A 26295-nucleotide genomic window follows, 5' to 3' on the forward strand; every position below is an offset into this window, starting at 1 on the left:
AAATCTCCATCACTCTCCTTTCAACGATTTCACCGGGTCCATCAAAGCCGCTTTCACACTCTGAAAACCGACCGTGAACAATGCTACCAGGATAGCGAGCAGGCCGGTAACGGGGAAAATCCACCATTGGATACCTACCTGGTAGGCAAATCCCTGCAACCACTGGCGCATGCCCACCCACGCGACGGGCGTGGCGATCGCGAGCGCTATGCATACGAGCGAGAGAAATTCACCCGAAAGCATGCGTACAATGCTGCTTACCGATGCGCCAAGCACTTTTCGCACACCGATTTCCTTTGTGCGCCGCTCCGCCGAGAATGCCGCCAATCCGAACAGGCCGAGGCAAGCGATCACGACCGCAATGCAGGTGAAATACAGCACGATGGTGCCTGTGCGGCGCTCTTTTTCGTAATTCTTCTGAAAATCCTCGTCGAGGAAGGAGTAAGCGAATGGAATATCCGGGTTCAGCTTCTTCCAGGTTGCCTCCACCGATGCCAGCACGGCTGCATAGTCGCTGGTTTTTACATTGGCAATGAAATACTGGTACTTATCGGTAATGCTGGTCGTAAGCGCGTAAGGCTTGATTCCCTCGTGCAGGCTATTGAAGTTGAAGTCCTTCACCACACCCACCACCTGCAAGCCCCGGCGGTTGCCGCCGAGCTCGAAAAATACATTTTTGCCGATCACGGAGGTCAGGTTGTAACCCAGCTCGCGCACTGCCGCTTCGTTCAGGATAATGCTGCTGGAATCACCGGTAAATTCCTTGGTAAAGGAGCGGCCTGCGGCCATTTTCAGGCCTAATGTTTCAATATAATCATCACCAACGGTGGCGAAATGCGTATCGACAGCGTCGTGTATGGTCTTGCTTTCGGCATAAAGGGGGAGGTCTTCGATGTTTTCGATACCCGGGTAAACCGACCCGCTGGTAGCCGTCTCCACGCCCGGTATCCGCAGTACTTCTTCCCTGAATGCATGGTAGTTAGCCGTCGCCTTCGCGTTTCTGAACGGCACCACGAGTTTTTGTTCCTTATCAAAACCCAAATGCTGATTTTGCAGAAAAGACAATTGCTGCCCGATGACGATCGCGCCGAGAATGAGGATGATGGAAACTGTAAACTGAAATACCACCAGTCCTTTTCGCAGCAGCGAAGCCGAAGCTACGTTCGCCAGCCTGCCTTTGAGAACGCTCACCGGTTTGAAGGACGACATGTAAAAGGCCGGATAAAGTCCCGCCACTAGGCCGGTGAACAGTGTAATGCCCGCTATCCAGTACAGAAATGCAGGCTCCGCAAACATATCGAGCACTTTGCCCGTGAGGTTATTGAAATAAGGCAAAAGAAGCTCCACCACCAGCACCGCAACGCCTAGCCCCATAAGCGCCAGCATCATCGACTCGCCCAGAAACTGATACACGAGCGACTGCCTCACCGCCCCCATCACCTTCCGCACACCCACTTCCTTCGCCCGCTTTTCGGAACGCGCGGTACTGAGGTTCATGAAGTTAATGCAGGCAATGAGCAGCAGAAATACCGCAATGGACCCGAAAATGTACAGGTAGGTCATGCTGCCATTCGGCGCGATCTCACCGCCGATGTTGGATTTCAGGTAAATGTCGGTAACGGGTTGAATGAACAGTTCCTTGGAAATGCCCATTGCTTTGAGGTCCGCGCCACCGTGGCGGTTCATGAATGGGGTGAGTTTGGCTTCAAATGCCGCGGGATCGGCGTCATCGCGCAGCCTCACGTAGGTATGAAAAATATTGTTCATCGCCCAGTTGTTCTGGCTCGCCACCCAGCCGCCCATGTCGCCATTCTGCATAGAAAGGAAAAAACGTGCATCGATATGCGACTTGTGATTAGCCCTGAAAACGCCCGAGACGGTATATTCGAAATCCCCGAAATTCAGCCCGACGCGGATTATCTTACCCACCGGATCGGCATTGCCGAACAGCTTCTCAGCCACATTTTCAGAAAGTACCAGCGAGTTCGGCCGTTTGAGCGCCGTGCGGGCATCGCCGTATTTGAAATCATAGGTAAAAACATCGAACAGCGTAGAATCCGCATAATAGCCATTGGTTTCGTAAAACGGCCTGGTAACCTTGCCATTCCAGTTTTCCAGCAGCATACGGTCGAAACCGGAGAATTTCAGCACGCGCGCCACCGATTTTACTTCGGGAAAATCAGTCTGGATACCCGCCGCCACCGGCCCCGGCATTCCCGACCATTTTTCGTTCTGTACCTCCATGGCAATGCGGAAAAGCCTGTCCGCCGACCGATGGTGTTTATCATAACTCATCTCATCGAAAATGTACAGCACGATCAGCAGGCAAGTCGCCAAACCCAGCCCCAGTCCGAACACATTGATGGCGGTATAGCCCTTGTTATTCAAGAGATTGCGCAGGGCTATTTTTAGGTAGTTTTTTAGCATGGGGGTTTGATGTTTTTGACCGCCGACGGCCGACCGCTGACCGCCGATTGGTTGGGCCTTCGGCGACCATGGACGATCAACCATGAACCATGTTTTGATTGGTTACACTATGTCTTCTATTATAAACTAACCGAAGTCAGCGATCGGCCGTCAGCCGTCAGCGATCGGCCGTCAGCGGTCGGCGGTCGGCGGTCAGCCGTCAACTCTATTCCGACCTCAACGACTTCACCGGATCCAGCAACGCGGCCCGGATCGCCTGGTAACTTACCGTTGCCAGCGTTACGAGTAGCGCGCCTCCGCCTGCTGCTGCGAAAATCCACCAGGGGATGTCGGTGCGGTATTGGTATTTTTTGAGCCAGTCGTTCAGGAAATACCAGGCGGTGGGCGTCGAGATCAGGAAGGAAATGATCACCAGCGCTACAAATTCGCGGGATAGCAATGCCCAGAGGTTGGCAACCGAAGCGCCGAGCACTTTGCGCACGCCGATTTCCTTCGTCCGTTGCTCGGCGGTGAAAGATGCCAGCCCGAACAATCCGAGACAGCTGATAAAGATGGCCAGCACGGCAAACACCGTCGCCAGCGTGGCAATGCGTTCTTCGGCTGCGAATTTCCGTGCGTATTCTTCGTCCGTAAATTTGTAGTCAAATGGCGCGCCGGGATTCACTTCCCTGAAAACCGCGGCTACTTTGGCCAGCGATTGCTCCAATGGCAGACCGGCTTTGAGTTTGACACTGATGAAATTGGCCCAGCCGTAGTTCACCATGAATAGTGTCTGGCGTACTGGGCTGAACGGAGAGCCCATGACCATGTCGCGGATCACGCCCACTACTTTGTAAGGATTATCACCCCATTTCACCGTTTGGCCTATTGCATCCGACGGCTGTTTGAAACCCATGTATTTCATCGCCGACTCGTTCATCACCATACCCGTCGAGTCGGTGGAGAACTGGCGGGAGAAATCACGGCCGCCGATGAACTGCCAGCCGACTGCTTTGCCAAAATCGTGTGAGACGCCGATCGTGCCGAAGTTATCATGCAGGTTAGGGTCTTTGCCCGGCCAGCTGAAACCGCCGTTGTTCGACCCGAGGAACGTCGACGCAGACGAAGACGTCGCCATTTCCTCCACCGCGCCGGTTTCCTGCAATGCAGCGCGGATCCGGTTATATTGGTTGTACAATTCGGGCGTGTTGATTTCGACAGTAATCAGGTTATTCCGGTCGTAGCCAACGGGCCGGTTCTTGGCGTACTGGATCTGTTTGTAAACAATGGCGGTACCAATAATCAATGTAACGGACACTGTAAACTGCAACACGACCAACACTTTACGCGGCATCGAAGCAAAACGGCCTGCATTGAATGTACCTTTCAAAACCTTCACCGGCTGGAACGACGACAGGTACAACGCCGGGTAACTGCCCGACAACAGCCCGGTGAGGAAGCAGAATGCAAAACCTGCCAGCCAGAAATAGCCGTTCTGCCACGGGAACTCGATCCGCTTATCGGCCAATTGATTAAATGCCGGCAATGTGAACACGACGATCAGGATCGCGAAAACAAATGCCAGGAACACCACCACGAACGATTCGCTGAAAAACTGGTTGATCAGCTGGCCCCGCATCGAACCGATCGCTTTCCTAATACCTACTTCTTTCGCACGCTTTTCGGAACGGGCAGTGCTGAGGTTCATGAAATTGATCGATGCCAGCAAGAGTACAAAAGCCCCGATAATCGCAAAAAGCCACACGTAACGAATGCGCCCGTCGGCCTGCCCGGCATCGTCCCAGGTACCATACAAATGCCATTTCGACATTGGTAACAGGTAGTTTTGGGGTTTCAGAAACCGTGCTTCCGGCGTATGTTGGGATTTAATATTCCTGATTCTTTCCGTAACCCCTTCAAATGTTGTGTTAGGACGGATTTGCGTCAGCAATTGCCAGGAGTTGTTGTTCCATTGTTCCTTATCCCGCGCCTCGCGTACCCAGTCTTGCGTAGCTACATACAAATCCCAGGGCGCTACGAATGTCAATTCGCGGAATTCGGTATTGTAAGGCAGGTCTTCGTAAACGCCCGTTACCTTCATATCGAAACGGTTGTCCAGCTTCACAATCTTGTCCATGGGATTCTCCTTACCGAATAAAGCCGCTGCTACCGATGCTGAAAGGATGATGGAATTGCGCTCTTTGAGGCCATCGCGCGAGCCCCGCTGCATATTCAGCGTGAACATATGGGGCGCACCGTCGCTCATGTAGGCACCCGTTTTGGTAAATTTGTTGTCTTTGTAAGCCAATATGTGCTCGTCCGTCCACGACGATTGAATCACGTGCTCGAAGTCGTCCTTATGGTGTTCTTGCAGATATTGCCCTAGCGGAAAGGACGTATGCTGGCCGCCGTCATAGGTTTTGCCCTCAAAAACACCCCGCTCCACGACTTTCGCAATGCTGTCGTAATTGGCATGATAGCGGTCGAACGTAAATTCATCATAAACCCAAAGGCCTATCAGCATAGCCACGGCCATTCCCACAGCCAGCCCGCCGATATTGATAGCCGAGTATCCCTTGCTTTTAACAAGGTTACGGAATGCGATTTTTAAGTAATTTCTGATCATGATGTTATCTTTTTTTGTGGGAGGAAGGAAAAAAGGGACGAAGGAAAAAGGAACTCCAATATTTTTTTCACCATCCTCCCTTTCCTCCATTCCTCCCTTTCCTCCCTTCCTCCACTATTCCCCTTTCAAACTCTTAACAGGATCCAACAGCGCCGCCTTCACGGCCTGGTAACCTACCGTTCCCAGCGTGATGAGCGCGAGGCCGGCGGCTGCGGTAATGAAAATTCCGGCGTCGAGGTCGATGCGGAATGCGAAGTTATCGAGCCATTGGTGCATGAGCCAGCCGATCAGCGGGAATGCCACGAGTAATGCGATCACCAGGAGTTTGATAAAATCGATGGAAAGCATCATCACTACATTGGTTACCGAGGCGCCCACCACTTTGCGGATACCGATTTCCTTTTGTCGCCGCTGCGCCGTAAATGCGGCCAGTCCGAACAGCCCGAGACACGAGATGACGATCGCCAGACCGGCAAAATAGCGGGACAGCACGCCTACCCGCCGCTCGGAAGCATAAAGTGCTTTGTAATTTTCATCCAGAAACTGGTAATCGAACACGAGCCCCTTGTGACGGTCCTGAAACAGCTTGCGTACACGCGCGATCGTCTGCTCCTCGGCCCCTGCCTGGATTTTGACCATCACATTCGGCATGATCGGGTACATTTGGAAGAAGCACGGTTTCACGGGCTCGTACAGCGATTCGAAATTGAAATCCTTCACCACACCGACGATCTGCCGTTCTCTTCCCCAGAACTTCACCATCTTGCCGACAGGGTCTTTCAAACCCATACTTTTAATAGCCGACTCGTTGAATATGATTTCGTTGGACGCATTCTGGTTTTGGGAGAAAAACCGCCCCTCGCGCAGCGTCATACCCGTGGTTTCCATGAAATTATAACCCACTTCGAGGTTAGAGAACTCGATATCCGTACCCGCGGGCCTACCTGGCCATTCGAAACCGGAGATTGCGCCGTGCTGACCGGTGAGATTATGGTAGTAGCTCGACGCATTTACCACACCAGGCAAATTTTTCACTTCCCCGAGAAACGCCTCCGCCGCTTTCAGTTTCAGCGAATCCATTTCAAGGGGTATTTCAAAATGGATAATGTGGTCGCGGTTATAGCCGAGGTTCCGGTTCTGGATAAACTGGATTTGCCGGTAAACAACGATCACCGACACGATGAATATCACGGAAACCGCAAACTGGAAAACTACCAATCCACGCCGTATGAGCAATTCTCCGGCGGTATTTCTCAGTTTTCCTTTCAAAACAGCAACCGGATCGAAACCGGACAGGTACAATGCGGGATAGCTGCCCGCCAGCAAACCGGTGACGAGGGTAATCGCTAATGCGGCGGAAATAAGCGCCGGATCGGGCGAAAGAGTGATTTGCTTGCCGGTGATGCTGTTGAATTCGGGTAACAGGAGCATAACCAGGCCGACAGCGGCAAGCAGCGCCACGAAAGTGAGCATCAGCGATTCGCTCAAATGCTGCATGATCAGCGAACTGCGCAATGCTCCCACCACTTTTTTGATCCCCACCTCCTTCATACGCCCCGAAGCCCTGGCCGTGGAAAGGTTCATGAAGTTAATGCAGGCGATCACCAGAATGAACACCGCGATCACTGAGAACAACCTCACGTACGTAATGCGCCCGCCCCTCTGCACGCCGTTTTCGAACTGGCCATGCAGGTATTTGTCCGAATAGCGGATGGCGAAAAGCTGCGTGTCGTTGTCTTTGCTTTTGGATTTCAGGAAATGCCTGATCTTATCGTTGAAAAGCGCCAGGTCCGTACCGCTTTTGAGGATTACAAATGTATTGGGATCGCTGTTACCCCATTTCTCCATCCCCGGCCGCCGCGCCTTGAACTGCTCGAAATTGAAAAGAATATCAAACTGATTGCTCGCATTACGCGGATTGCTTTTGAACACCCCGCCCACGCGGTAAAGCCCGCTGAATTCCCCCTCTTCCCACTTGACGGCCTTTCCCACCACATTTTGTTGTGTACCAAAAAGCTTTTCAGCCATTTCCTCCGAAAGCGCCAGCGTATTATTGTCGCCTGCCACCGCCTGCGCGTCACCCTGTGTGAACGGGCACGTGAAAACATCGAAATAATCTTTGCTGACGAACTGCCCGCCTGCTTTCAGCTTCGTTTCTCCGGCTGAGATTATACCTTTATTTGAAAACCATTCGGCCGGTACCACCGTTGTCGCCAACGCTACTTCCGGCATTTCCGCCTTCAATGCATCGGCCAGGAGGCCCGGCGTGTGTCCGCCGGTTTTCATGCCATCCTCATGCGGCTGGTTGACCATGACCTGGTACAAATGCGCGTCCTTCACATTATGCTTATCCACGCGCAGCTCATCGGTTACCCAAAGGTAGATCAGCAGCGTACAAGCAAGCCCTGTAGAAAGGCCCAGCAAATTGAGCAGCGTAAACTGCCGATCCTTGATCAGGCTACGCCAGGAGATTTTTAGGTAACTTTTTAGCATGTCAGTATCTTGTTTCTGTGGGAGGAATGGAGGAAAGGGAATAATGGAGGAAAGGAAGGAAGGGAGGATGGAAAAAAATATTGGAGTTCCTTTCTTCCTTCCTCCCCTTCTTCCCTCCTCCCTTTCCTCCCTCATTCCCTTTTCAAACTCTTCACCGGGTCCGTCAACGCGGCTTTAATACTCTGAAAACTCACCGTTAGCAAAGCGATACCGGCCGCGAGGAAACCTGCCCAGGCGAATATCCCCCAATGTATCTCGATGCGATAGGCGAAATCCTGCAACCAGCGGTGCATGAAATACCAGGCAACCGGGCTCGCGATGACGATCGCGACGAGCACCAGTTTCAGAAAATCCATCGATAGCATGGCAGTAATGCCCGCCACAGAGGCCCCGAGCACTTTCCGTACGCCTATCTCCTTGGTACGCTGCTCAATGGCGAAAATGGCGAGCCCGAAAAGCCCCAGGCACGACAGGCACACCGATAGCAGCGCAAAAGTGGTCGTCAGGCGGGTTGCAAGTTCTTCGCGCTGATAGAACTTCGCAATTTCCTCGTCATAGAAGCTGTATTCAAATACATTCTCGGGAAAATGTTTCTGCCACGCCGAGCCGATCCGGCTGATCGTCGACGCATTTAACCGGCTCAGCTTTACGCCCGCCCGGCGGTAGCGCTGCTGATCGGCAAAAACGATCGTCGGCTCGATGCCGGTGTAGAGGTCGCCATTATTGAAATCCGACAGTACGCCCACGATGGTACCGGTTTTGCCCGCGTCGCCTACGTGCAGCCGTCGGTTCAATGCGGCTTCCGGCGATTTCAGGCCCAATGCCCGCACCAGTTTGCGGTTGATCAGCAACTCGTTCAATGTATCCGAATGCACCGGAACACGGCCTGCTACAAGTTTCAATCCATAGGTTTTTACAAACTGATCGTCCGCCGCTCTCGAGCGGGCTACGAACTTCTCCCAATCGCGGTTTTCGAACCGGATCGACCCGCCGCCACTCATCTGCACCGACGGCGCGCTTCGGAAAAACGACAGACCGGTCACCTCCGGCAATACCGAAAGTTCATTGCGCAATGCCGTGAGCTTACTGGTTTCTGTTTCTGGCAAATTCAGATGCAGGATCAGGTCCTTGTCCATTCCAAGGTCTTTATTTTTCAAAAACTGAGACTGTAAAATGATGAGCGTCGATACTGCGATCAAGACGAATGAGATGCCGAATTGTGTCACGACCAGCCCCTTTCTGACTGAAAAAAAGCTCCGGTTATTTTCTTTCAACACCCCCTTAATCGCTTTCACCGGGTTGAACCTGGAAATGACGAACGCCGGATAAACGCCGGCCAGCATAATCACGAGCAGGAACAATGCGGCACAAAAAGCCAGCAACCGAATATCCCTGAAAATATCGATACGCACATTCAGGCTCAGCCATTGACTGACCATAGGCGCAAAAAGCCAGGCTACTGCCAAGGCAATGGCACCGGCTGCGAACGTCAGCAATGCGGTTTCCTGGATAAAAAGCCAAAAAACCTGCGCTTGCGACACGCCTAGCACTTTTCTCACACCCACTTCCTTGCTTCGTTTGAATGCCTGTGCAGTGGAGAGGTTGATGAAATTGAAGCAGGCAATGAGAATGAGTAGGATGCCTACCGTCGCGAGTACGATGATTGTATTGAATTTGATTTTACCGCCGTAGGCAATATTGAAATGCACATCGGACAGGTCCTGTAAATGGTAGTGGTAAACCCTGGCGTCCGGGCCGTAATATTTTTGGGCAAATGCCGGCATTTGCGCCTCGAATGCGGCCTTGTCCTCCGGTGAGCGGAGCGTTATGTATGTATCGCGGCCGCTGTCGATCCACCCCCAGTCTTCGTAGCCATATTGCGGGACGATCTTTTTTAAAGTAGGCAGCGAAACGAAGATATCCTGCTGGAAATCGGTTTCCTCCGGGTAGTCGGCCACTACGCCGGCGATCACGAGGTTTTCACGGTTATTCGCACGGATCACCTTTCCCATTGCATTATCATTCCCGAAATACTTCCGGGCATAGCGTTCCGTCACTACCGCCTGATTCGGTGCCGCCATGGCGGATGCATTGCCGCTAATCCACTTGTAATCAAATATTTTAAAGAAATCCGCATTCGTAAAAACCAGATGTTCTTTTTCCAGGAACTTGCGCGATGTCCCGTCCGCATCGACCCGGATCGTCACTTCCTTTTGGGCCACGTAAGCGGCATCCCGGACATTACTGAACTCTTTTTTCAACGTTTCGTGCAAAACATAAGCAGAGCCTCGCTCCTGCTCTACCGAGCCGTCTTCCAGGTGCAGATCCACCACCACGCGGTAGGTCCTGTCGGCATTGGCATGGTACCGGTCCACGCTGAGATGGTATTTCACCAGCTGAAACAGCACAATCGCCCCCGCCATCCCGACAGCCAGGCCAACGAGATTAATACCGGCATAAACCCGATGTTTCGCCAGGCTCCGAACCGTAAATTTTAGATAGCTATTGATCATATGCTTATGTTTTGGGAGGAAGGAGGATGGAGGAAAGGGAGGAATGTTTTCCATTATCCTTTCCTCCCTTTCCTCCCATTCCTCCCCTTACTCCCTCTTCAAACTCGTAACAGGATTCGTCACCGCCGCTTTAATCGCCTGATAACTCACCGTCGCGAGCGTGAGGGCGAGGGCTCCTGCGCCTGCGAGGGCGAAAATCCACCAGCTGATCTCAGTCCGGTAGTGGTAATTTTGCAGCCATTCGCTCATCGAATACCAGGCCAGCGGTGTTGCAATGAGGCTTGCGATGGCCACCAGCCCGACAAAATCTTTCGAAAGCATACTCCATAATGCCGCTACCGACGCGCCCAACACTTTACGGATGCCTATTTCCTTGGTACGTTGCTCGGCGGTGAATGAGGCCAGCCCGAACAGGCCGAGACAGCTTATCAACACAGCCAGTGCAGCGAAGAAACCGGCCAGTTTTCCGACCCGCTCCTCCGCCCTGAACTTCGCGTCGTATTCCACGTCGGCAAACTTGTATTCGAATGGCGCGGCGGGTACTATTTTCCTGAATACTTTTTCAACGGCGGGCAAAGCCGCGGCAGAGCTGATATTAGGATTCAGTTTGATATTGATCCAGTTGGGAGAACCGAAAAGGAAGAAAACCGTCGGCTTGACGGGCGCGAACGGCGATTCCATTACCATATCTTTCACTACCCCGAGCACCGTGTACGACTTGCGGATGTTGTCGGTCATCCACTGGCTTTTCCAGGAAACGGTCATTCCAATAGGGTCTGCCACGCCCAGCAACCGGGCTGCCGATTCGTTGATGACGAAGCCCGACGAGTCGGAAGCTAATTCTTTCGAGAAGTTACGACCGCTTACAAACTGCCAGCCGGCTGTTTTGGCGTACTCGGGCGAAACCGTGAGGGTAGCAAATGTTTCTACAAAGCCCTCCGGCATTCCCTTCCAGCTGAACCCTTCGTTGGACGACCACACACCGGTAACCGGGCTTTGCGATTCGGCAATTTCGGCTACCATGCCGGTATTCTTCAATTCGGTGCGGAACAGGTCGGTTTTGCCATAAAATTCATCGGTTTTCATAGGTACCATCAGCAACCCGTCGCGCGAGTAGCCGACAGGCCGCTCCTTGGCGAATTTGATCTGCCTGTAAACAATGCTGGTACAAATGATGAGTGTAACGGAAATCGTGAATTGCAATACCACCAACGCCTGCCGCGGCGTGTAGGCAAAGCGCCCGAAATGCGTCCGCAGCGACGCGCCCGAGCCTTTGAGCACCTTCACAGGCTGAAAAGATGTGAGGTAAATGGCCGGGTAGCTGCCCGCCAGCACCGACGTGAGCAGCACAAAACCCGCACTGCCAAGCCAGAAATAACCATTACCCCACGGGATAATCATCTGCTTTGCAGCAAGGTTATTGAACCAGGACAGCGACAGTACGACGCCCGCCAACGCCACCACAAACGATAGCAGCACTACGAGGAATGATTCACTAAAAAACTGCCCGATCAACTGCACCCGCATGGAACCGATCGCCTTACGTACGCCCACCTCACGCGCACGCTTCTCCGAGCGCGCGGTGCTGAGATTGACAAAATTGATACACGCCAGAAGCAGCACAAAAAAGCCTATCAGACCCACCATCCACACATATTTTACAGGCCCGTCACCCACCGCGCCATTCCGGAAGTCGGAATACAAATGCCAGTCTTTCATCGGATGCACCCACATTTCGGGGCGGGTGGCGGCTTCCTCGCGCATGTCGTCCATTTTGCGGATCGCATTCAGTTCCGAGAGGCGGATAGCATTGCTGGCAGTTTGGAAATCGGTATTATCGGCCAGCTCGGTGTAAACCCAAATGGCGTGGTTGTCCCATTTCTTATCCCGCATAAAGCGGTTCTTTTCCATAAAATAATCCCAGGAACCCATAAACTGCACTTCGCTGAACCGGGTATTCTGGGGAAAATCTTCGTAAACACCCGTTACTTTCAGGTTCAGATGGGTATCCACCATCACGATCTTGTTCATCGGATCGGTATCGCCGAAAAGTGCCCGGGCAGTCGATTGCGAAAGAATAATGCCCTGCTGGTCTTCCAATGCGGCCAAAGAGCCTTGTACCATCCGGACGCCGAACATTTCCAGCGCTTCCGCTTCGATAAAATGCCCGTTGCGGGTCAGCCTGGTTTCCCCGGCCGTAAGAATGTTGTCGCTGATCTGCGTGGAAGCAACAATGCGCTTGAAATTGCCCGCATAATGCGTTTTCATCTCTGCCACATACGGCACGGGCAGCGAAAACGACGTTTTCTTTTCCCCATGCTCTACCCGGTTTTGCAGCACCTGCCCTATCCGGTCGTAGTTTTTGAAATAGCGGTTAAATGCCAGTTCATCATAAATCCAAAGGCCGATGAGCATCGCCACGCCCATCCCGATCGCCAACCCGCCAATATTGATCGCCGAATAACCCTTATTTTTCCAAAGGTTGCGGAAGATGATTTTTAGGGAACTTTTTAGCATGATGGTATCGTGGGTTTTTGGGAGGAAGGAGGAAAGGGAAGAAGGGGAGGAAGGGGAATTACTTACGACTTCCATCCTCCCTTTCCTCCATCCTCCCCTTCCTCCTTTATTCGCTTTTCAAACTCGTTACAGGATTCCTCAACGCCGCCTTAATGCTCTGAAAACTGACCGTTAGCAAAGCGACACTTACCGACAGTAGCCCGGCGAGTGCGAATACCCACCATTCGATATCGACCTTGTAGGCAAAATCGGAAAGCCACTGGTTCATACCGTACCACGCGAGCGGCGAGGCTATGACGATGGCAATGCCGACGAGTTTCACAAAATCTTTGGAAAGCAATGAAACAATGCTCAGTACCGAGGCACCCAGTACTTTACGGACGCCGATTTCCTTGGTGCGCTGAATAGTGGTGAATGCGGCCAGCCCGAACAACCCGAGACAGGCGATCACCACTGCTAGACTGGCAAATATGCCGAACAGCTTCCCTACCCGCTGCTCCGATTCGTACATTTTGTCGAAACGTTCGTCGAGGAACGAGTAGGCGAACGGATTGTCCGAAGTCGCTTTCCAGGTCTTTTCCAAAGTTTTGAGCAAGCCGGGGATATCGTTGTTTTTAATGCGAATGGCCATTTGGTAACTGTCGCCACCGTAGAACATCACCAGCGGCGCGATGCGCTCGTGCATGGAGCGGAAGTGGAAATCCTTGGTCACGCCCACCACGGTGTAATACCTCTTACTTTCAGGGGTACCATTGCCGATGGTCCTGATACGTTTTCCGATCGGGTTCGTCCAGCCGAATTGCTTTGCAGCCGCCTCGTTGATCAGCACGGACGCACTGTCGCCGCCGAAGCTTTTCGAAAAATTACGGCCTGTGGCAAGGCCTATACCCAGCGTTTTCAGGTAATCCTCATCGATCTGGTAAGTTGTGAAACGGTAGGGCGTAATGTTGTTTTCGGCATTTTCGGGGAGGAACCCGTCGGTACCATTGTTGGAAGAACCCGCCGGAATAAAGCCTGCGAGGGTGACGCTGCTCACCGCGGAAAGATTGCCCAGCTGTTCTTTGAATGTCTTCGCCTTGTCGCCCAGCAAATAGGTATCGTGCAGGATCAGCACCTGTTCTTTATTGAAACCTACATTTTTATTCTGTATAAAACGCAGCTGGCGGTAAACGACCAAGGTACCGATGATCATCGCGATCGAAACGACAAACTGAATGGTAACCAACGCATTGCGCAGCCATCCGCTTTTTACACCCGCCTGAATGCTCCCTTTCAGCACTGCTACCGGCCTGAATGCCGACAGAAAAAAAGCGGGATAGCTTCCCGCGAGCAGGCCTACGATCAGGCAGCCGGCCAATGCGTATGCGATCATCGGGCCATTCAGGATCGACTGGATATCAAACTGCTTGCCGGCGAGGTCGTTGAAACCGGGCAAGAGCAATGCAACCAATGCCAATGCGACCACGAGCGCGAAAAATGTTACCAAAACCGATTCGGTCAGGAATTGCGCCATGAGCTGCTGACGTACCGAACCCATTACTTTTCGCACCCCCACTTCTTTCGCCCTACCAGCCGAACCGGCAGTAGAAAGGTTCATAAAGTTGATGCAGGCGATGAGCAGAATGAATGCGGCGATGGCCGTAAAAATGTAAATGTATTTGATGTTGCTGTTGCCTTCCAGCTCGTTTTCGAGGTTGGACGTGAGGTGAATGTCGGTCAATGGCTGTAAACCAAACCCGAATTTGTCGCCCTTCCGCAGGTACTCGTCATAGCTCATACCCAGGAATTCCTGGATTTCCGGACCGATGTATTTCCTGACAACCTCCGGCATCCTTGCGGAAAGCTTTTCCGCGGGATAACCTTTACGGAGCAAAACATAGGTATGCGCGCCGCTCGAAAGCCATTTCTCACCCAGCGTGATCGATTTCATCGACCCGAAAAAGTCATAATGGAAATGCGAATTGGAAGGCACATCTTCGCAAACGCCGGTTACGCGAAAAAGGCCAACCCTGCCCATGTCGAGACTCTTTCCGATCGGGTCCTGGTTTCCAAAGTATTTCAATGCGGTGGATTTGGTCAGCACGACCGTCTTCGGCTCTTGGAGCACGCTGTTCGCGTCGCCTTTCAGCAGCGGAATAGAGAAAAAATTAAAGAAGTTGGAATCGGCAAAAATGACGCGCTCTTCCAGAAAGCGCTTTTCACCGTTTTTAACCAGAAAGGTACCATTGGTATTGAGCCTCGCATACGACTCCACGCCCGGGTAGTCGCGCATGAGCGCAGGGCCTGCGGGAGCGGATGCGCCCGCGATGTTGATGTCGTTACCGCCTATCCGGCCATGTAAAGTAACCCTGAAAATGCGGTCGGCATTCTTGTTGAAGCGGTCGTAACTGAGCTCGTGCTGTACGAAAAGCAGGATCAGCATGCACGTCGCCAATCCGATAGCCAGCCCGAAAATGTTGATGGAAGCGAAAACCTTCTTGTTCGAAAGGCTCCGCAGAGCGATTTTCAGATAACTGGATAGCATAACTGGGCCGGTTACGAGGGTTAGCGGATGGACATTCCATGCTAACAGTCAAATTATGCACCAGTCGGCAACAATATCACAAATATCTGAAAATCAATTTTTTATATATTAATAAAACAATTCAGCGGTGTTCACTATCGGACACGTCCCGTTCGATTTGGAACGGGACGTGCGACGCAATGCTATTCACTCCGCAAACTCTTCACGGGGTTCATCAGGGCCGCCCTGATGCTCTGGAAACTGACCGTCGCAAAAGCGATGACGGTCGACGATACCGCGGCAATCACGAACACCCACCAGTAAATGCCGGTGCGGTAGGCAAAGTTTTCGAGCCAGCGATCCATTCCGAAATAGGCAACGGGCGCCGCCACTACGAATGCGATAAGTACCAGTTTGAGAAAATCCCTTGAAAGCAGACCCACAATGCTTGCAACAGACGCGCCCATCACTTTACGCACGCCTATTTCCTTGGTGCGTTGCATGGTACTGTACGACGCCAGGCCAAGCAAACCAAGGCAGGAAATGAATATCGCCAGGATGGCAAAATTGAAAAACAGCTTTTCGAAACGCTCCTCGGCGCGGTATTGCCGGTCGAAGAATTCGTCCATAAAATAGTAGCTGAACGGCCTGCCGGGAACCATTTCCTTCCATTTGCCCTCCACCGCCGCAACGGTTTCTTTCAATCGGTTACCCTCGATTTTAACAGAAACAAGCTCCGTACCGTCTGGCTCAATGCGCATTGTCAGCGGTTTAATGGTTTCCTGCAACGACCGGAAATGAAAGTCTTTGATCACGCCGACAATTTTGCCTTCACGCCCCCATTGTTTGAAACGGCGCCCGATCGCATCTTCGGCTTTGGCATAACCAAACAGCTTCACCGCCGCTTCATTGATGACCATGGCCTGGGTACTATCTGTGCCGAATTCTCTCGAAAACGGTCTGCCGGCTGCCATTTTCAGTCCGAATTGCGGGATGTAATCAAAATCCACGAAATAGAGATCGAGGTTGGCGACTTGCAGCTCGCCGCTTTTATTCTCAATTTCGGAATATGCGCCGCGGTTGGGACCTCCGGGGACGCTGGACGATAAAGTCGTTTGTTTCACGCCTGTCAATCCCCGCAGCGACTCTTTGAATGCCTCCCGGCTGGAATCGCCCTCGGTATTGACCACGAGCATCTGATCCTTGCTGAAACCGAGGTCGCGGTTGCGCATGTAGTTCATTTGAATGTAGACGATCATTGTAGCGATAATCAGCGCGATTGAAATGGCAAACTGAACGGTTACCAAGCCTTTTCTTAGCAAAATCCCTTTAAAACTGGTCGTAAAACGCCCTTTCAGAACCGTTACCGGCTCAAACGACGACAGTACCAATGCCGGATAAATGCCTGCCAGAATCCCGATCATGATCGCCGCCACAAGCATGTACATGAGAAATGAAGGATCGGCAAAGATGTTCGAAACAATCACTTTACCAGCCAGATTATTGAACAGCGGCACCAGCACCGCCGAAAGTGTAATCGAGAACACAAATGCGATGAGGCATAGGAGGATGGATTCGCTCACAAACTGCCTCGCCAGCAGCCCTTTCGCCGCCCCCACCACCTTGCGGATGCCCACTTCCTTCGCCCGTTCGGCCGAGCGTGCGGTGGTGAGGTTCACGAAGTTGATACAGGCAATGAGCAGAATGAAAGCCGCAACCACGGAAAATACATATACGTTGCTCATACTACCCTTTTCAGCCACATCCCGCTCCGAATGCAAATGCACGTCGCGCAGCGGTTCGAGGAAAAGTTTGTAGGACATTTTTGCCTCGCGCATGAGCTTGCCCGCGCGGCGTTCGAGGTATGCCGGAAACTTCTTTTCCAAAGCTTTACGATCGGCCCCCGGTTTCAGAAGCAGGTAGGTGGTCGCCCCGAAATTGCCCCATTCATCGTCGATACCGCGATTGAAACGCGTGGTCATGGTTGTCATCGAAACAAACATATCCCCTTTGATCTGGGAGTTTTCGGGGATGTCCTGCATTATACCCGTAACCTTCGCCGGAATGCTTTCGCCCGTCAGCAGCACCGTCTGCCCGACCGGATCGCTGTCACCGAAGTACTTTTGGGCTGCTTTTTCCGTAAAAACAATGCTTAGCGGTTCTTTGAGCGCCGTTAGAGGATTTCCTTGTATCAGTTTAAAATCAAAAACGCGGAAAAACGAAGAGTCGGCGAACACCGTAGCTTGCTCCTGGAATTTGATATCCCCTTTCCGGACGAGAAAACTACCGCTATTAATGCGGGCATAGGCCTCTACCTCTGGAAAATCCTGCTTGATCGTCGGGCCATAAGCCCAGGAAGTAACGCCCGCATGAATGGTTTCGGAAGGAGTAATCACGTCCGTCACGACCCGGTAAATGCGGTCAGACTTGGCATGAAACGCGTCGTAAGTCAGTTCGAAATTGACATACAGCGAAATCAGCAGACAGGCCGACATCCCGACGGTCAGCCCCATGATGTTGATCAGGGAAAAAACCTTGTGCTTCCACAGGTTCCGGAAGGCGATTTTGAAATAATTCTTTAACATGGCTGTCAGATATGATTGGTATTTAAATAGCTAGTCGTTCTTCAAAGACGCCGCCGGGTTGACCATCGCCGCGTGTACCGCCTTGAAACCGACGGTCAGGAGCGTAATGAGCAGCATCATGGCGATCGTCAGGAAATGTACCCAGAGCGGCATGCTGATCCGGTAGGCGAAATCCTCCAACCAATGCGACATGAAATACCACGCCGCCGGAATGGCGATCACACCCGAAATGAGTACCAGCACCACAAACTCCCTCGAAAGCATTCCCACAATGCCCGCCGCCGATGCGCCCAGCACTTTCCGGACGCTGATTTCCTTCGTCCGCGTTTCCGTGGTAAAAGTAATAAGGCCGAAAAGTCCCATGCAAGCGATGAAAATGGCGAGTACCGTAAACACCGAGAACATCCCGGAGAGCCGCATTTCATTTTTGAAAGTTTCATTGAACGCATCGTCGAGGAAGTAATATTCGAAAGGCGTTTCAAGGTCGTACTTTTTGAAAAGGCCGCCTATGGCTTTTACGTTCGCGGCGATGTCGGATTGAGCGTTCATGCGCACATACATGACTCCCCGCACAGATCCGGGCGTGCGGAGCATGTTCGTGGTATCGGCGGCTACCGAAAGCGTCATCGCTTTGGCACCGTTCTGCACACTGGTAAAATCGAAATCTTCAAACACGCCTTCCACGGTAATGCCTTCGATCAGTTGCTGGCCTACGGGGTCTTTTTTCAAACCCAGTTGTTTAATGGCCTGCTCGTTCACCAGGGAGGTATTGAAGCGCGTGCTTACCGCCGGTGTTTTCCATTTGATTCCCAATGTGTTGATAAACTGATCATCCACAATAAGCTGCACAATACCCACCTCCTTTTTAGTGATTTTGTTCGGCGCGACGAACATATTATACCCTTTGAAAAGGCCCGCATTCGCAAAAGTGGCATTCGACACGCCCGCTTGCTGCCTTACCGCGTCACGGAACGGAATGTAATTGTCGGCCATCGAGGGCCCCAGCGGAATGCTGAGCAGCTGTTCCTTGTTCAGCCCGAGCTCTTTCCGTTGCATGAATGAGAGCTGCTCCCGCACAATGAGGCTGCCGACGATCAACGCCATGGAAACGGCAAATTGAAAGACCGTAAAAACCCGCCGCACGCCTACCCCGCCGATATTACCCGTAAACCGCCCTTTGATCACTTCCAAAGGCGCAAAGCCCGACAGTACGAACGCCGGATAGCTCCCGGCAACCAATGCGGTAATGGCCAGTAACCCCGCCAGAAACGATAAAAAGAAAGGCGATATCACGAACGAAGTATCGATCCGCAACCCCAGGAGCGCATAAAACGGCTGACTCAGATAGAAAACCATCAGCAATCCCAAACCAAATGCCAGCGCGCATACCAATGCCGATTCCATATAAAATTGGCTGCCGAGTCCTGCGCGTGTGGCGCCTACGACTTTACGCACGCCTACCTCACGTGCGCGCTGCGTGGCCCGGGCGGTGGTGAGGCTCATGTAGTTGAAGAGCGCGAGCAGCAGAATGGCAATAGCGGCGACCCCGAAAATCGGGATCAGTTTGTTGTTTCCCGAGTCGGTGAATGCCCCGCCGAGGTGCATATCGTCGAGGCTTTCGAGGGTGTATTTAGGTTTTAAATCAGGCTGGCCTTCCTTTAAATGGCTAACGCGGTTGATCCCCTTCTCGGCCAGCGCTTTCGATCCGGCGGAATTCAATAGCAGGTACACATTGAAGATTCCGCCCCCATTCTCCCAGTTTTGACGGTTTGAAGCCGTCAGCGCAGGATAGGTGGTACTGGAAATGACAAAATCAAAATCCAGGGAAGAATTGGACGGCGGGTCCTGGGCAACACCCGTAATCTGGATGAGGTGCTTTCCTTCATACAACAGCGCCTTGCCGATCACATCGGTACTCCCGAAATATTTCAATGCCGCCCGCTCCGAAACTACCATCGTGAAGGGCTTTTGCAATGCCGCCGGCGCATTCCCTTTTTCAAGCGGAAAACTGAATATCTTGAAAAACGACGGGTCCGCGAACATAACATTCTTTTCCAGGATCGCCTCCTCTTTCCGTGCGGGGTCTGCGATGGCCACGTTTCTGTACGAGGGCAAAATCCTGACATAATCAGCCACCAGCGGCACACCTTCTACTATCGCCGGCGCAAAACTGGCAGCAAAGGAGTTCATCTGGAATTCGTTGTCGCCCATTTTTACCTTTCCCAACACCCGGTGAATATCGCGGTGCCGGGCATGAAACCGGTCGTAGCTATGCTCATGGACCACGAACATCAGTATCAGCGTAGAAACACAAATACCCGCAGCAAGCCCGAGGACATTGATCAACGAATACGTTTTATGCCGGAAGAGGCTCCGGATTGCAATTTTGAGGTAATTTTTGAGCATAATATCGCAGAAAGGCTTCGAACGTCGATTCCGGAATTGGGTCAACAAATCCGTACCAGCCAGATAAAGCACTTTGTATCAAATATTTACCTCAAAACGAGTGTTCAAAACCGGACAGTGATGATTTTATCCATTACTATCAAACAAAAATGTATATTAGCAATGGATACTTTTGTTTGATATAAAAATACATTGTTGTATTTTTGAATCGATAAGAATAGCAATGATCTTAAAAACCGTCATAGCAAGCGTTGCGGAAGCTCAAAAAGCGAACCTTACCATCCTGGAATCCGGGCTGGCAAGAACCGCATTGGACAAGCTGCCGGATATCACCTCCCATGCGCTTATTGTTTCAGGTGTGCGACGTTGCGGTAAAAGCACGCTGTTGCACCAATTGCTGCGCGAGAAGCATCCGGATGCGTTTTATCTCAATTTCGAAGATACCCGGCTGTATGATTTCGAGCCTTCCGACTTTCTCCGGCTGGATAGCCTCGTGACGGAAACCGGGCAAAAAGTGCTTTTCTTCGATGAAATCCAGATCGTCGACCGGTGGGAAACATACGTGCGGCAGAAGCTGGATGAGGGTTGCAAAGTCGTGATCACCGGCTCCAACGCCTCGCTATTGAGCCGCGAGCTTGGTACCAAGCTCACAGGACGCCAGATCACCAAGGAGCTGTTCCCTTTTTCCTATTCCGAGTTTTGCGCGTACCGGAATGCCCTGCCTTCTCCTGACGCCACCCGTGACTACATGGCCACCGGCGGATTTCCCGAATATGTAAAATCCGGGCTGGAAGAATTCATGCGGCAACTTTTCGAAGACATTCTCATACGCGACATTGCCGTGCGCTACGGCGTACGCGACGTGCGGACTTTGCAACGCCTTGCGCTATACCTCGTTTCGAATATAGGCCGACTCATCACCGGTAACAGGCTGAAAACTATGTTCGAAGCAGGGTCCACGAGCACCATCATGGATTACCTTTCGTATTTTGAATATACATACCTGTTCCATTTCGTGCCGAAATTCAGCTATTCCCTCCGTAAGCAGCTGGTCAACCCGCGCAAGGTGTACGCGATCGACACGGGTGTGGTGAATGCCAACTCGGGATCATTTACGGACGATTTCGGGAGTGTCTTTAAAAATCCGGTGTTCCTGCATTTGCGCAGAAACTATAAGGATATCTATTACTTCTCGGAAAAGAGCGAATGCGACTTTGTAATCTCGGAGAAAGGCACTGTGCGGCAAGTCGTGCAGGTTTGCTATGATCTCAATCCCGACAATATCGACCGCGAGTTGAAAGGGCTTTTCGAAGCCGTGGCACATTTTGGTTTAAAAGAGGGTATGCTCGTGACGTTCAACCAGACCGACGAATTCGAGCGGGACGGTATGAAAGCCCTTATCGTTCCGGCCCATCAATATCTTGCAGATTAAAAAACGCCGGGCTTTCACCCGGCGTCCACTATCAGTTACCGCCATTCTGCACGTCGTCGTTTCGAATGCCGCGTTTGTTCTTTTTAATGCCGTCTTTCAGTTTTCCAAACTTGTAGTTCACGCTGAAATTGAACGACCGGAAGTAATTCCAGCGGTCGGTGAACTGGTCGAAATCCGGGCCGAAGGTTTCATTGTGGAACCGTCTGAATTTCGTGAAAGGATTGCTCACAGCCGCCGATACCGACAATTTATCCTTCACAACATCCTTGTTCACGCTGAACGACGTGCTTTGGATAGAGTTCGTAGTGCCTTGCAGGTTCACGCCCGGGCCATTCGCATTGAAGTTGGCATTCACCCGCCAGTCTTTCGGCAGCTTGTAACCCGTGGAAAGTGAAAACTGGTACATTACTCCGCTGTTGGTGATCTCCACGCCATTCACAATGCCGGTTACCTTGCCATGTGCAATGCGGAGGTTGGTGCTGACATTCCATTTTTTGCTGAATGGGTAATTCGCATTCAGGTTACCGCTGATGAGCCGCGCGCGGCCGGTGTTACCGTAGGATGTGCGGGTAATCTGCGTTTCGGGATTGTAAACGGCGATCGGAAAAATGAGGTCTTTGAAATGCGTGTAACCTACGCCGAAATTGATATTTCCCTTTTTGGCTTTATTAAAACTCAGTTGCAGATCGTTCACAAATGCCGGACGGAGATCGGGGTTACCGGTGCGTTCGTAGCTCGGGTTCGAACGGTCGACGAACGGGTTGAGTTGCCAGATACCGGGGCGCTGGATGCGTTTTGTATAGCCGAAGTTGATCCCCGCATTGTTTTTAAGCTTCCGGTTGATCGAAACGGAAGGGATGAAGTTGAAATAGTTTTGTTCCACCTTCGAATCCGTAGAAATAAAATCGGCGTCGATCACCGTCTGCTCCACCCGCGCGCCCGCTTTCACACCCCAGTTTTTGAAATTGTACGCGTAAGTATTGTAAGCGCCGAACACATTCTGCTGGTTCTTGTACATATTACTCATGCGGGTGTCGACCTCGTAAGTATTGGTTTCGGCATTGAACACCGTGTATTTGAAATCACTCTTATTGTCTCGCATAATGCCCTTCAAACCCGCTTCGATATTGAGCTTTTTCACAGGATAAACCAGGTCGACCTGGAAAGTCTGCTCCGAAAAACGCTGGTCGTTGAGCTGGCGGTAATCGGGCCGATCGTAGTTGATTCGGTTCGTAATGTTGAGGTTCCCGTTTTGCTTGTTGTCATAGCCGTAATAGCGGTAAGAGAATGTCAGCAATCGGTTTTTATCGGCTTTGAAACCCTTCTGGTAGTTGAGCGCCGCGTCGCGCCCGTTGCCGCGATCCGAATTGGTGTTGCTCACATTGTAGCGTTCGAGGATCTCGTCGCCCGCATTCAGCAGCGACGACTGATAGCCATACGAACGGTTCCGGCCGCCATTTACATTCAACTGGGCACTCAGCAGGTTCAGCGTATCGATCTCGTAAGTGATTTCATAGCCGATGTAGCCATTCTTGTTATTGTTCCGGTTCCAGCCGCGCTGATCGAGCTCGGTAGGATTGGTGCCCGTTGTAGTACGGTTGGAAATCGACTGTGTAGAAGGGTTTTTGTATTGATTTAAACCCGCATTGAGCGACATTCCAATCTTCCCGAGCTGGGCCGAGAGCGAGCCACCGACTCCCGGTCCGCCCGTCGGGAAGCGTTCACTGACATTGAGGGTACCATTATACCCGTTATCGATTTTTTTGTTGGTAATAATGTTGATAATCCCCGCCAGGCCTTCCGCGTCGTACTTTGCTGGCGGCGTAGTGATCACCTCGATGCGCACGATAGACGACGCCGGCATGCTGCGCAGCACATCCTTGTAACTCCGCTCGACCATACTCGACGGCTTACCGTTGATCAGGATCTTGAAATCGGTATTGCCTTTGAGCGAAATGTTGTCCTCGGCATCTAGCGAGAGGTATGGCACCTTCCGCATCATTTCGAGTACGCTGTAAACCTTGCTTTCCGGATCAGCTTCGAGATCGTAGCTAATGCGGTCTACCTCCTGTTTCACAATGGGTTTTAATGCAGTAACCGTAACTTCTTTCAGGCCAACCGCATGCTGGCTGATCGTAATATTGCCCAGATCCACCTGCTGACGGGTGCTGTCCGTCAGATCGACATCGATGACCTTGTTTTTATAACCTACGCCAACCATTACCAGCGCATATTTCATCGGTTTCAAATTTTGAAAAGCAAATGAACCGTCGGCCTTTGTAAAATCGGCTTTCACGGCGGTGTTCTTGTCTTTCATGAGGTTAATGGTAATGAAATCCAGCGCCTTGCCGGTTGTCGAATCGGCTACAATGCCTTTAATGCTCCCGGTCGCAGGGACGCCTGCCGCAGGGACGCCTGCCGCAGGAGCTACTTTCGCAGGAGCGCCTGCCGCAGGGACGCCTGTCGCAGGAGCGCCACCGGCGGGTGCCGTTTGCGCGAATGAGTCCTGGCAACAAATCAGTCCAGGGATCAGGATGGACATGAGAATTTGGAATAGTGTTTTCATGGAAAAAAATTTCATGGCTAATAATTTTTTGAATGGGCATAGGAATTCTGGCAAGAGATTTTGGGCTCTTTCAGACAGCAATCTGTGTATCAATAGATTAGATATCGATATTCAATTGACGCACAGATACAGACTAACCTAATTTTGATGTTACAAATGTATTGGAAGGTACTTTGTGATGCAAGGTACTAGGCCTGATTTTTTGCATTAAGTGATGAACGGTAGAATAATGCAGCTGATCGGTACCGGCCTGTTCCTATTCGAGTGGCTTTGGCTTGTTCAAATACCTTTCTATCAAAAAATTCAGGATTAGGCTGATGCCGCCGTAGAGGAACACCATCGACATATACGCGACCTCCGTGTGGAAATCATAGTTTTGGTCCAGCCAGTTCGCCGTCAGGATACCTAGCGCGATACCCACGAAAAGCATACCGAATTTGAGTGTGGGATAAAACTTCTGGTTTTTATCCGTAAAAATCGACGCATCGGCGCCCTTCTCGATCAGCGCTATACGTTCGCGGTGGCGTGTCATCAGAAACACATACGCGATTCCGAAAATACCCAGAAAAGCCGCAACAGAAACAAGTACACCATTCATGACTAAAAGATGGTTAAATTTCGAATGTTACCCATTTGACAGCCGCGCGGCATTCCCGGTTACAGTTTTTGCAAAAAGTTTTTGGTTAAAAAATAAATAGGGTTCCCTGTAACCGATCCGGGGGTAATGCAGTCTCATTAGCAGGCGAGCCATCGAATGCATGAAAAATCAAGACGACCGGATACACATCGAGAATGTAAAGCAGGGTAACCTGGCTTCGTATACTTATCTGGTCGACAAGTACAAAAACATGGCATTCACCATTGCAATGAAAATCCTTTCGAATGCGCAGGACGCCGAGGACGCGGCGCAGGAGAGTTTTGTGAAGGCTTATATGCAAATCGGGAGTTTCGAGGGCAAATCCAAGTTTTCGACCTGGCTGTACACGATCGTTTACCGGACGGGCGTTTCAAAATTGCAGCAGCCGCGGCTCGCTTTGCAAAGCATCGATGAAGAATTTGAAGAAAATTACCATTACCAGCACAGCCCGCCGCCGCTGGAAGGCTTGCAGGCCCGCGAGCGCGAACGGTTCGTGAAAGAGGCGATCGACCGCCTGCCCAAAATGGAAGCGCTGGTCATTACATTATATTATCTGAATGAGAGCCCTATCGAGGAAATCGAGCAGATCACGGGCCTTTCGAACAGCAATGTGAAAGTAAAACTGTTCAGGGCCAGGAAGGTACTGGGCAAAGAATTGCAATTTTTGTTATAATGCGGGAATTATGGAGCAGACGGACGACAAACAGGAAGCGCATTTCAGGAAACTGATCCAGGATACCGGGACCGACGCGCCTTCGGACGCGTTCACGCGGGCGGTCATGCAGCGCGTACACGAGGAAGCCGCATTCCATGCGCTGATGCAGCAAAATGCCGTCGATGCAGCTCCGAATGCATTCAGTAGCGCGGTTATGGCGCAAATCCTAGCCAGCCAGAAAGTCGCCGCGCCGAAGCCGGTCATTTCACGAGGCATATGGTACGGGATTGCGGCCGCGTGGGCTGCATTGATCATTGCGTGTTTTTTCCTGCCCGGCAATGAGCCGCAATCAGCGTTTTTTAGCGAACTGAACGCGCACATCATGTCAAGTCAGGTTTTCAGCCAGCAATTCTCCACCATTCCGCAGCCAGTCATGCTGACAGTGATCGGGCTGTCGTGCCTCGTTTTGCTCGACTATTTTCTTCGGAATAATCGGGTGCTGCTAAATAAAACGGCCAGATCCTGAGACCTGGCCGTTCGTTCATGGCTATCATTTCAATCGGTTATCCTCTGCGGTTGTAACGGTTTTCGAAACGGTGCTGATAAGCGAACAAACGTTGGCGTTGTGCAGGCGTCAGCACAGAGAGGATTTCTCTTTGTTTCTCTTCTTCCAATCTTTTCATGCCTTGGTAGGTGCTGTATCGCTGGTTTCTGCCGGCCAGACGATCGTATTTGTTTTCGATCTTTTTGATCTGGTTTTCCTGTTTGCGGCTCAGCTTAACAATCTCGTCCAGCTTGTTGATCTTGAACTCTTCGGCGGCATTGTCGCGGGCGTCGATCACGACATGGGCAGGTTGGCTATAACGCTGGGCAAAAGTATTTCCGGTAGTGAAAGTTACGATTGCTGCGATGGCGAAAATGATCTTTTTCATGGTTTCCAGTATTTAAATTGTTTG

14 protein-coding genes are annotated in these 26295 nt (G+C 51.6%); 3 read left to right on the plus strand and 11 right to left on the minus strand.

Going from position 1 to position 26295, the window contains the following annotated elements; translation table 11 throughout:
- Positions 1–9 precede the first annotated feature (9 nt).
- The 8 genes from BLQ88_RS14715 to BLQ88_RS14750 form a co-directional block, all read right to left on the minus strand.
- A complete protein-coding gene (locus BLQ88_RS14715; protein WP_090151579.1) occupies positions 10–2427 on the minus strand; it encodes an ABC transporter permease in 2418 nt (805 codons plus the stop codon).
- A gap of 205 nt (positions 2428–2632) precedes the next feature.
- The gene (locus tag BLQ88_RS14720; protein WP_090151582.1) at positions 2633–5032 is read right to left on the minus strand and encodes an ABC transporter permease; all 2400 of its coding nucleotides are present in this window, start codon (positions 5030–5032) and stop codon (positions 2633–2635) included.
- A 114-nt stretch (positions 5033–5146) separates the two neighbouring features.
- Positions 5147–7525 (minus strand): ABC transporter permease, encoded by a 2379-nt coding sequence (locus tag BLQ88_RS14725; protein WP_176884995.1) that lies wholly within the window; start codon positions 7523–7525, stop codon positions 5147–5149.
- A 131-nt stretch (positions 7526–7656) separates the two neighbouring features.
- On the minus strand, positions 7657–10038 hold the full coding sequence (locus tag BLQ88_RS14730; protein WP_090151246.1) for an ABC transporter permease: 2382 nt from the start codon (positions 10036–10038) through the stop codon (positions 7657–7659).
- A gap of 87 nt (positions 10039–10125) precedes the next feature.
- Positions 10126–12555 (minus strand): ABC transporter permease, encoded by a 2430-nt coding sequence (locus BLQ88_RS14735; protein ID WP_090151248.1) that lies wholly within the window; start codon positions 12553–12555, stop codon positions 10126–10128.
- 106 nt (positions 12556–12661) lie between these two features.
- Positions 12662–15079: an ABC transporter permease gene (locus tag BLQ88_RS14740; protein WP_176884996.1), complete on the minus strand. Its 2418-nt coding sequence runs from the start codon at positions 15077–15079 to the stop codon at positions 12662–12664.
- Positions 15080–15261: 182 nt separating this feature from the next.
- On the minus strand, positions 15262–17643 hold the full coding sequence (locus BLQ88_RS14745; protein ID WP_090151251.1) for an ABC transporter permease: 2382 nt from the start codon (positions 17641–17643) through the stop codon (positions 15262–15264).
- Between the two features lie 30 nt (positions 17644–17673).
- Entirely contained in the window at positions 17674–20049 is a 2376-nt protein-coding gene (locus BLQ88_RS14750; RefSeq protein WP_090151253.1) for an ABC transporter permease, read from the minus strand.
- A gap of 223 nt (positions 20050–20272) precedes the next feature.
- Between BLQ88_RS14750 and BLQ88_RS14755 the strand changes: the two genes are divergently transcribed.
- Positions 20273–21481, plus strand: a complete 1209-nt coding sequence (locus BLQ88_RS14755; protein WP_090151256.1) for an ATP-binding protein — start codon at positions 20273–20275, stop codon at positions 21479–21481.
- Positions 21482–21512: 31 nt separating this feature from the next.
- Here BLQ88_RS14755 and BLQ88_RS14760 read toward each other — a convergent pair whose 3' ends face one another.
- Together BLQ88_RS14760 and BLQ88_RS14765 are read right to left on the minus strand one after the other, a co-directional pair.
- The gene (locus BLQ88_RS14760; RefSeq protein ID WP_229212702.1) at positions 21513–24047 is read right to left on the minus strand and encodes an outer membrane beta-barrel family protein; all 2535 of its coding nucleotides are present in this window, start codon (positions 24045–24047) and stop codon (positions 21513–21515) included.
- A gap of 256 nt (positions 24048–24303) precedes the next feature.
- Entirely contained in the window at positions 24304–24645 is a 342-nt protein-coding gene (locus BLQ88_RS14765) for a DUF6249 domain-containing protein (protein WP_090151258.1), read from the minus strand.
- A gap of 160 nt (positions 24646–24805) precedes the next feature.
- On the opposite strand from BLQ88_RS14765, the gene BLQ88_RS14770 reads away from it, so the two are divergent.
- Together BLQ88_RS14770 and BLQ88_RS14775 are read left to right on the plus strand one after the other, a co-directional pair.
- Positions 24806–25357, plus strand: coding sequence for an RNA polymerase sigma factor (locus BLQ88_RS14770; protein ID WP_090151260.1), 552 nt, complete (start codon positions 24806–24808; stop codon positions 25355–25357).
- A gap of 10 nt (positions 25358–25367) precedes the next feature.
- The gene (locus BLQ88_RS14775) at positions 25368–25865 is read left to right on the plus strand and encodes a hypothetical protein (protein ID WP_090151263.1); all 498 of its coding nucleotides are present in this window, start codon (positions 25368–25370) and stop codon (positions 25863–25865) included.
- Between the two features lie 37 nt (positions 25866–25902).
- Here the strand turns inward: BLQ88_RS14775 and BLQ88_RS14780 are convergent, their stop codons facing one another.
- Positions 25903–26271 carry a hypothetical protein gene (locus BLQ88_RS14780; RefSeq protein WP_090151266.1) on the minus strand — a complete coding sequence of 123 codons (369 nt, stop codon included), beginning with the start codon at positions 26269–26271 and terminating at the stop codon, positions 25903–25905.
- Between the last annotated feature and the right edge of the window lie 24 nt (positions 26272–26295).

It is taken from the genome of Dyadobacter soli, assembly GCF_900101885.1.
Taxonomy (GTDB): Bacteria; Bacteroidota; Bacteroidia; order Cytophagales; family Spirosomataceae; genus Dyadobacter; species Dyadobacter soli.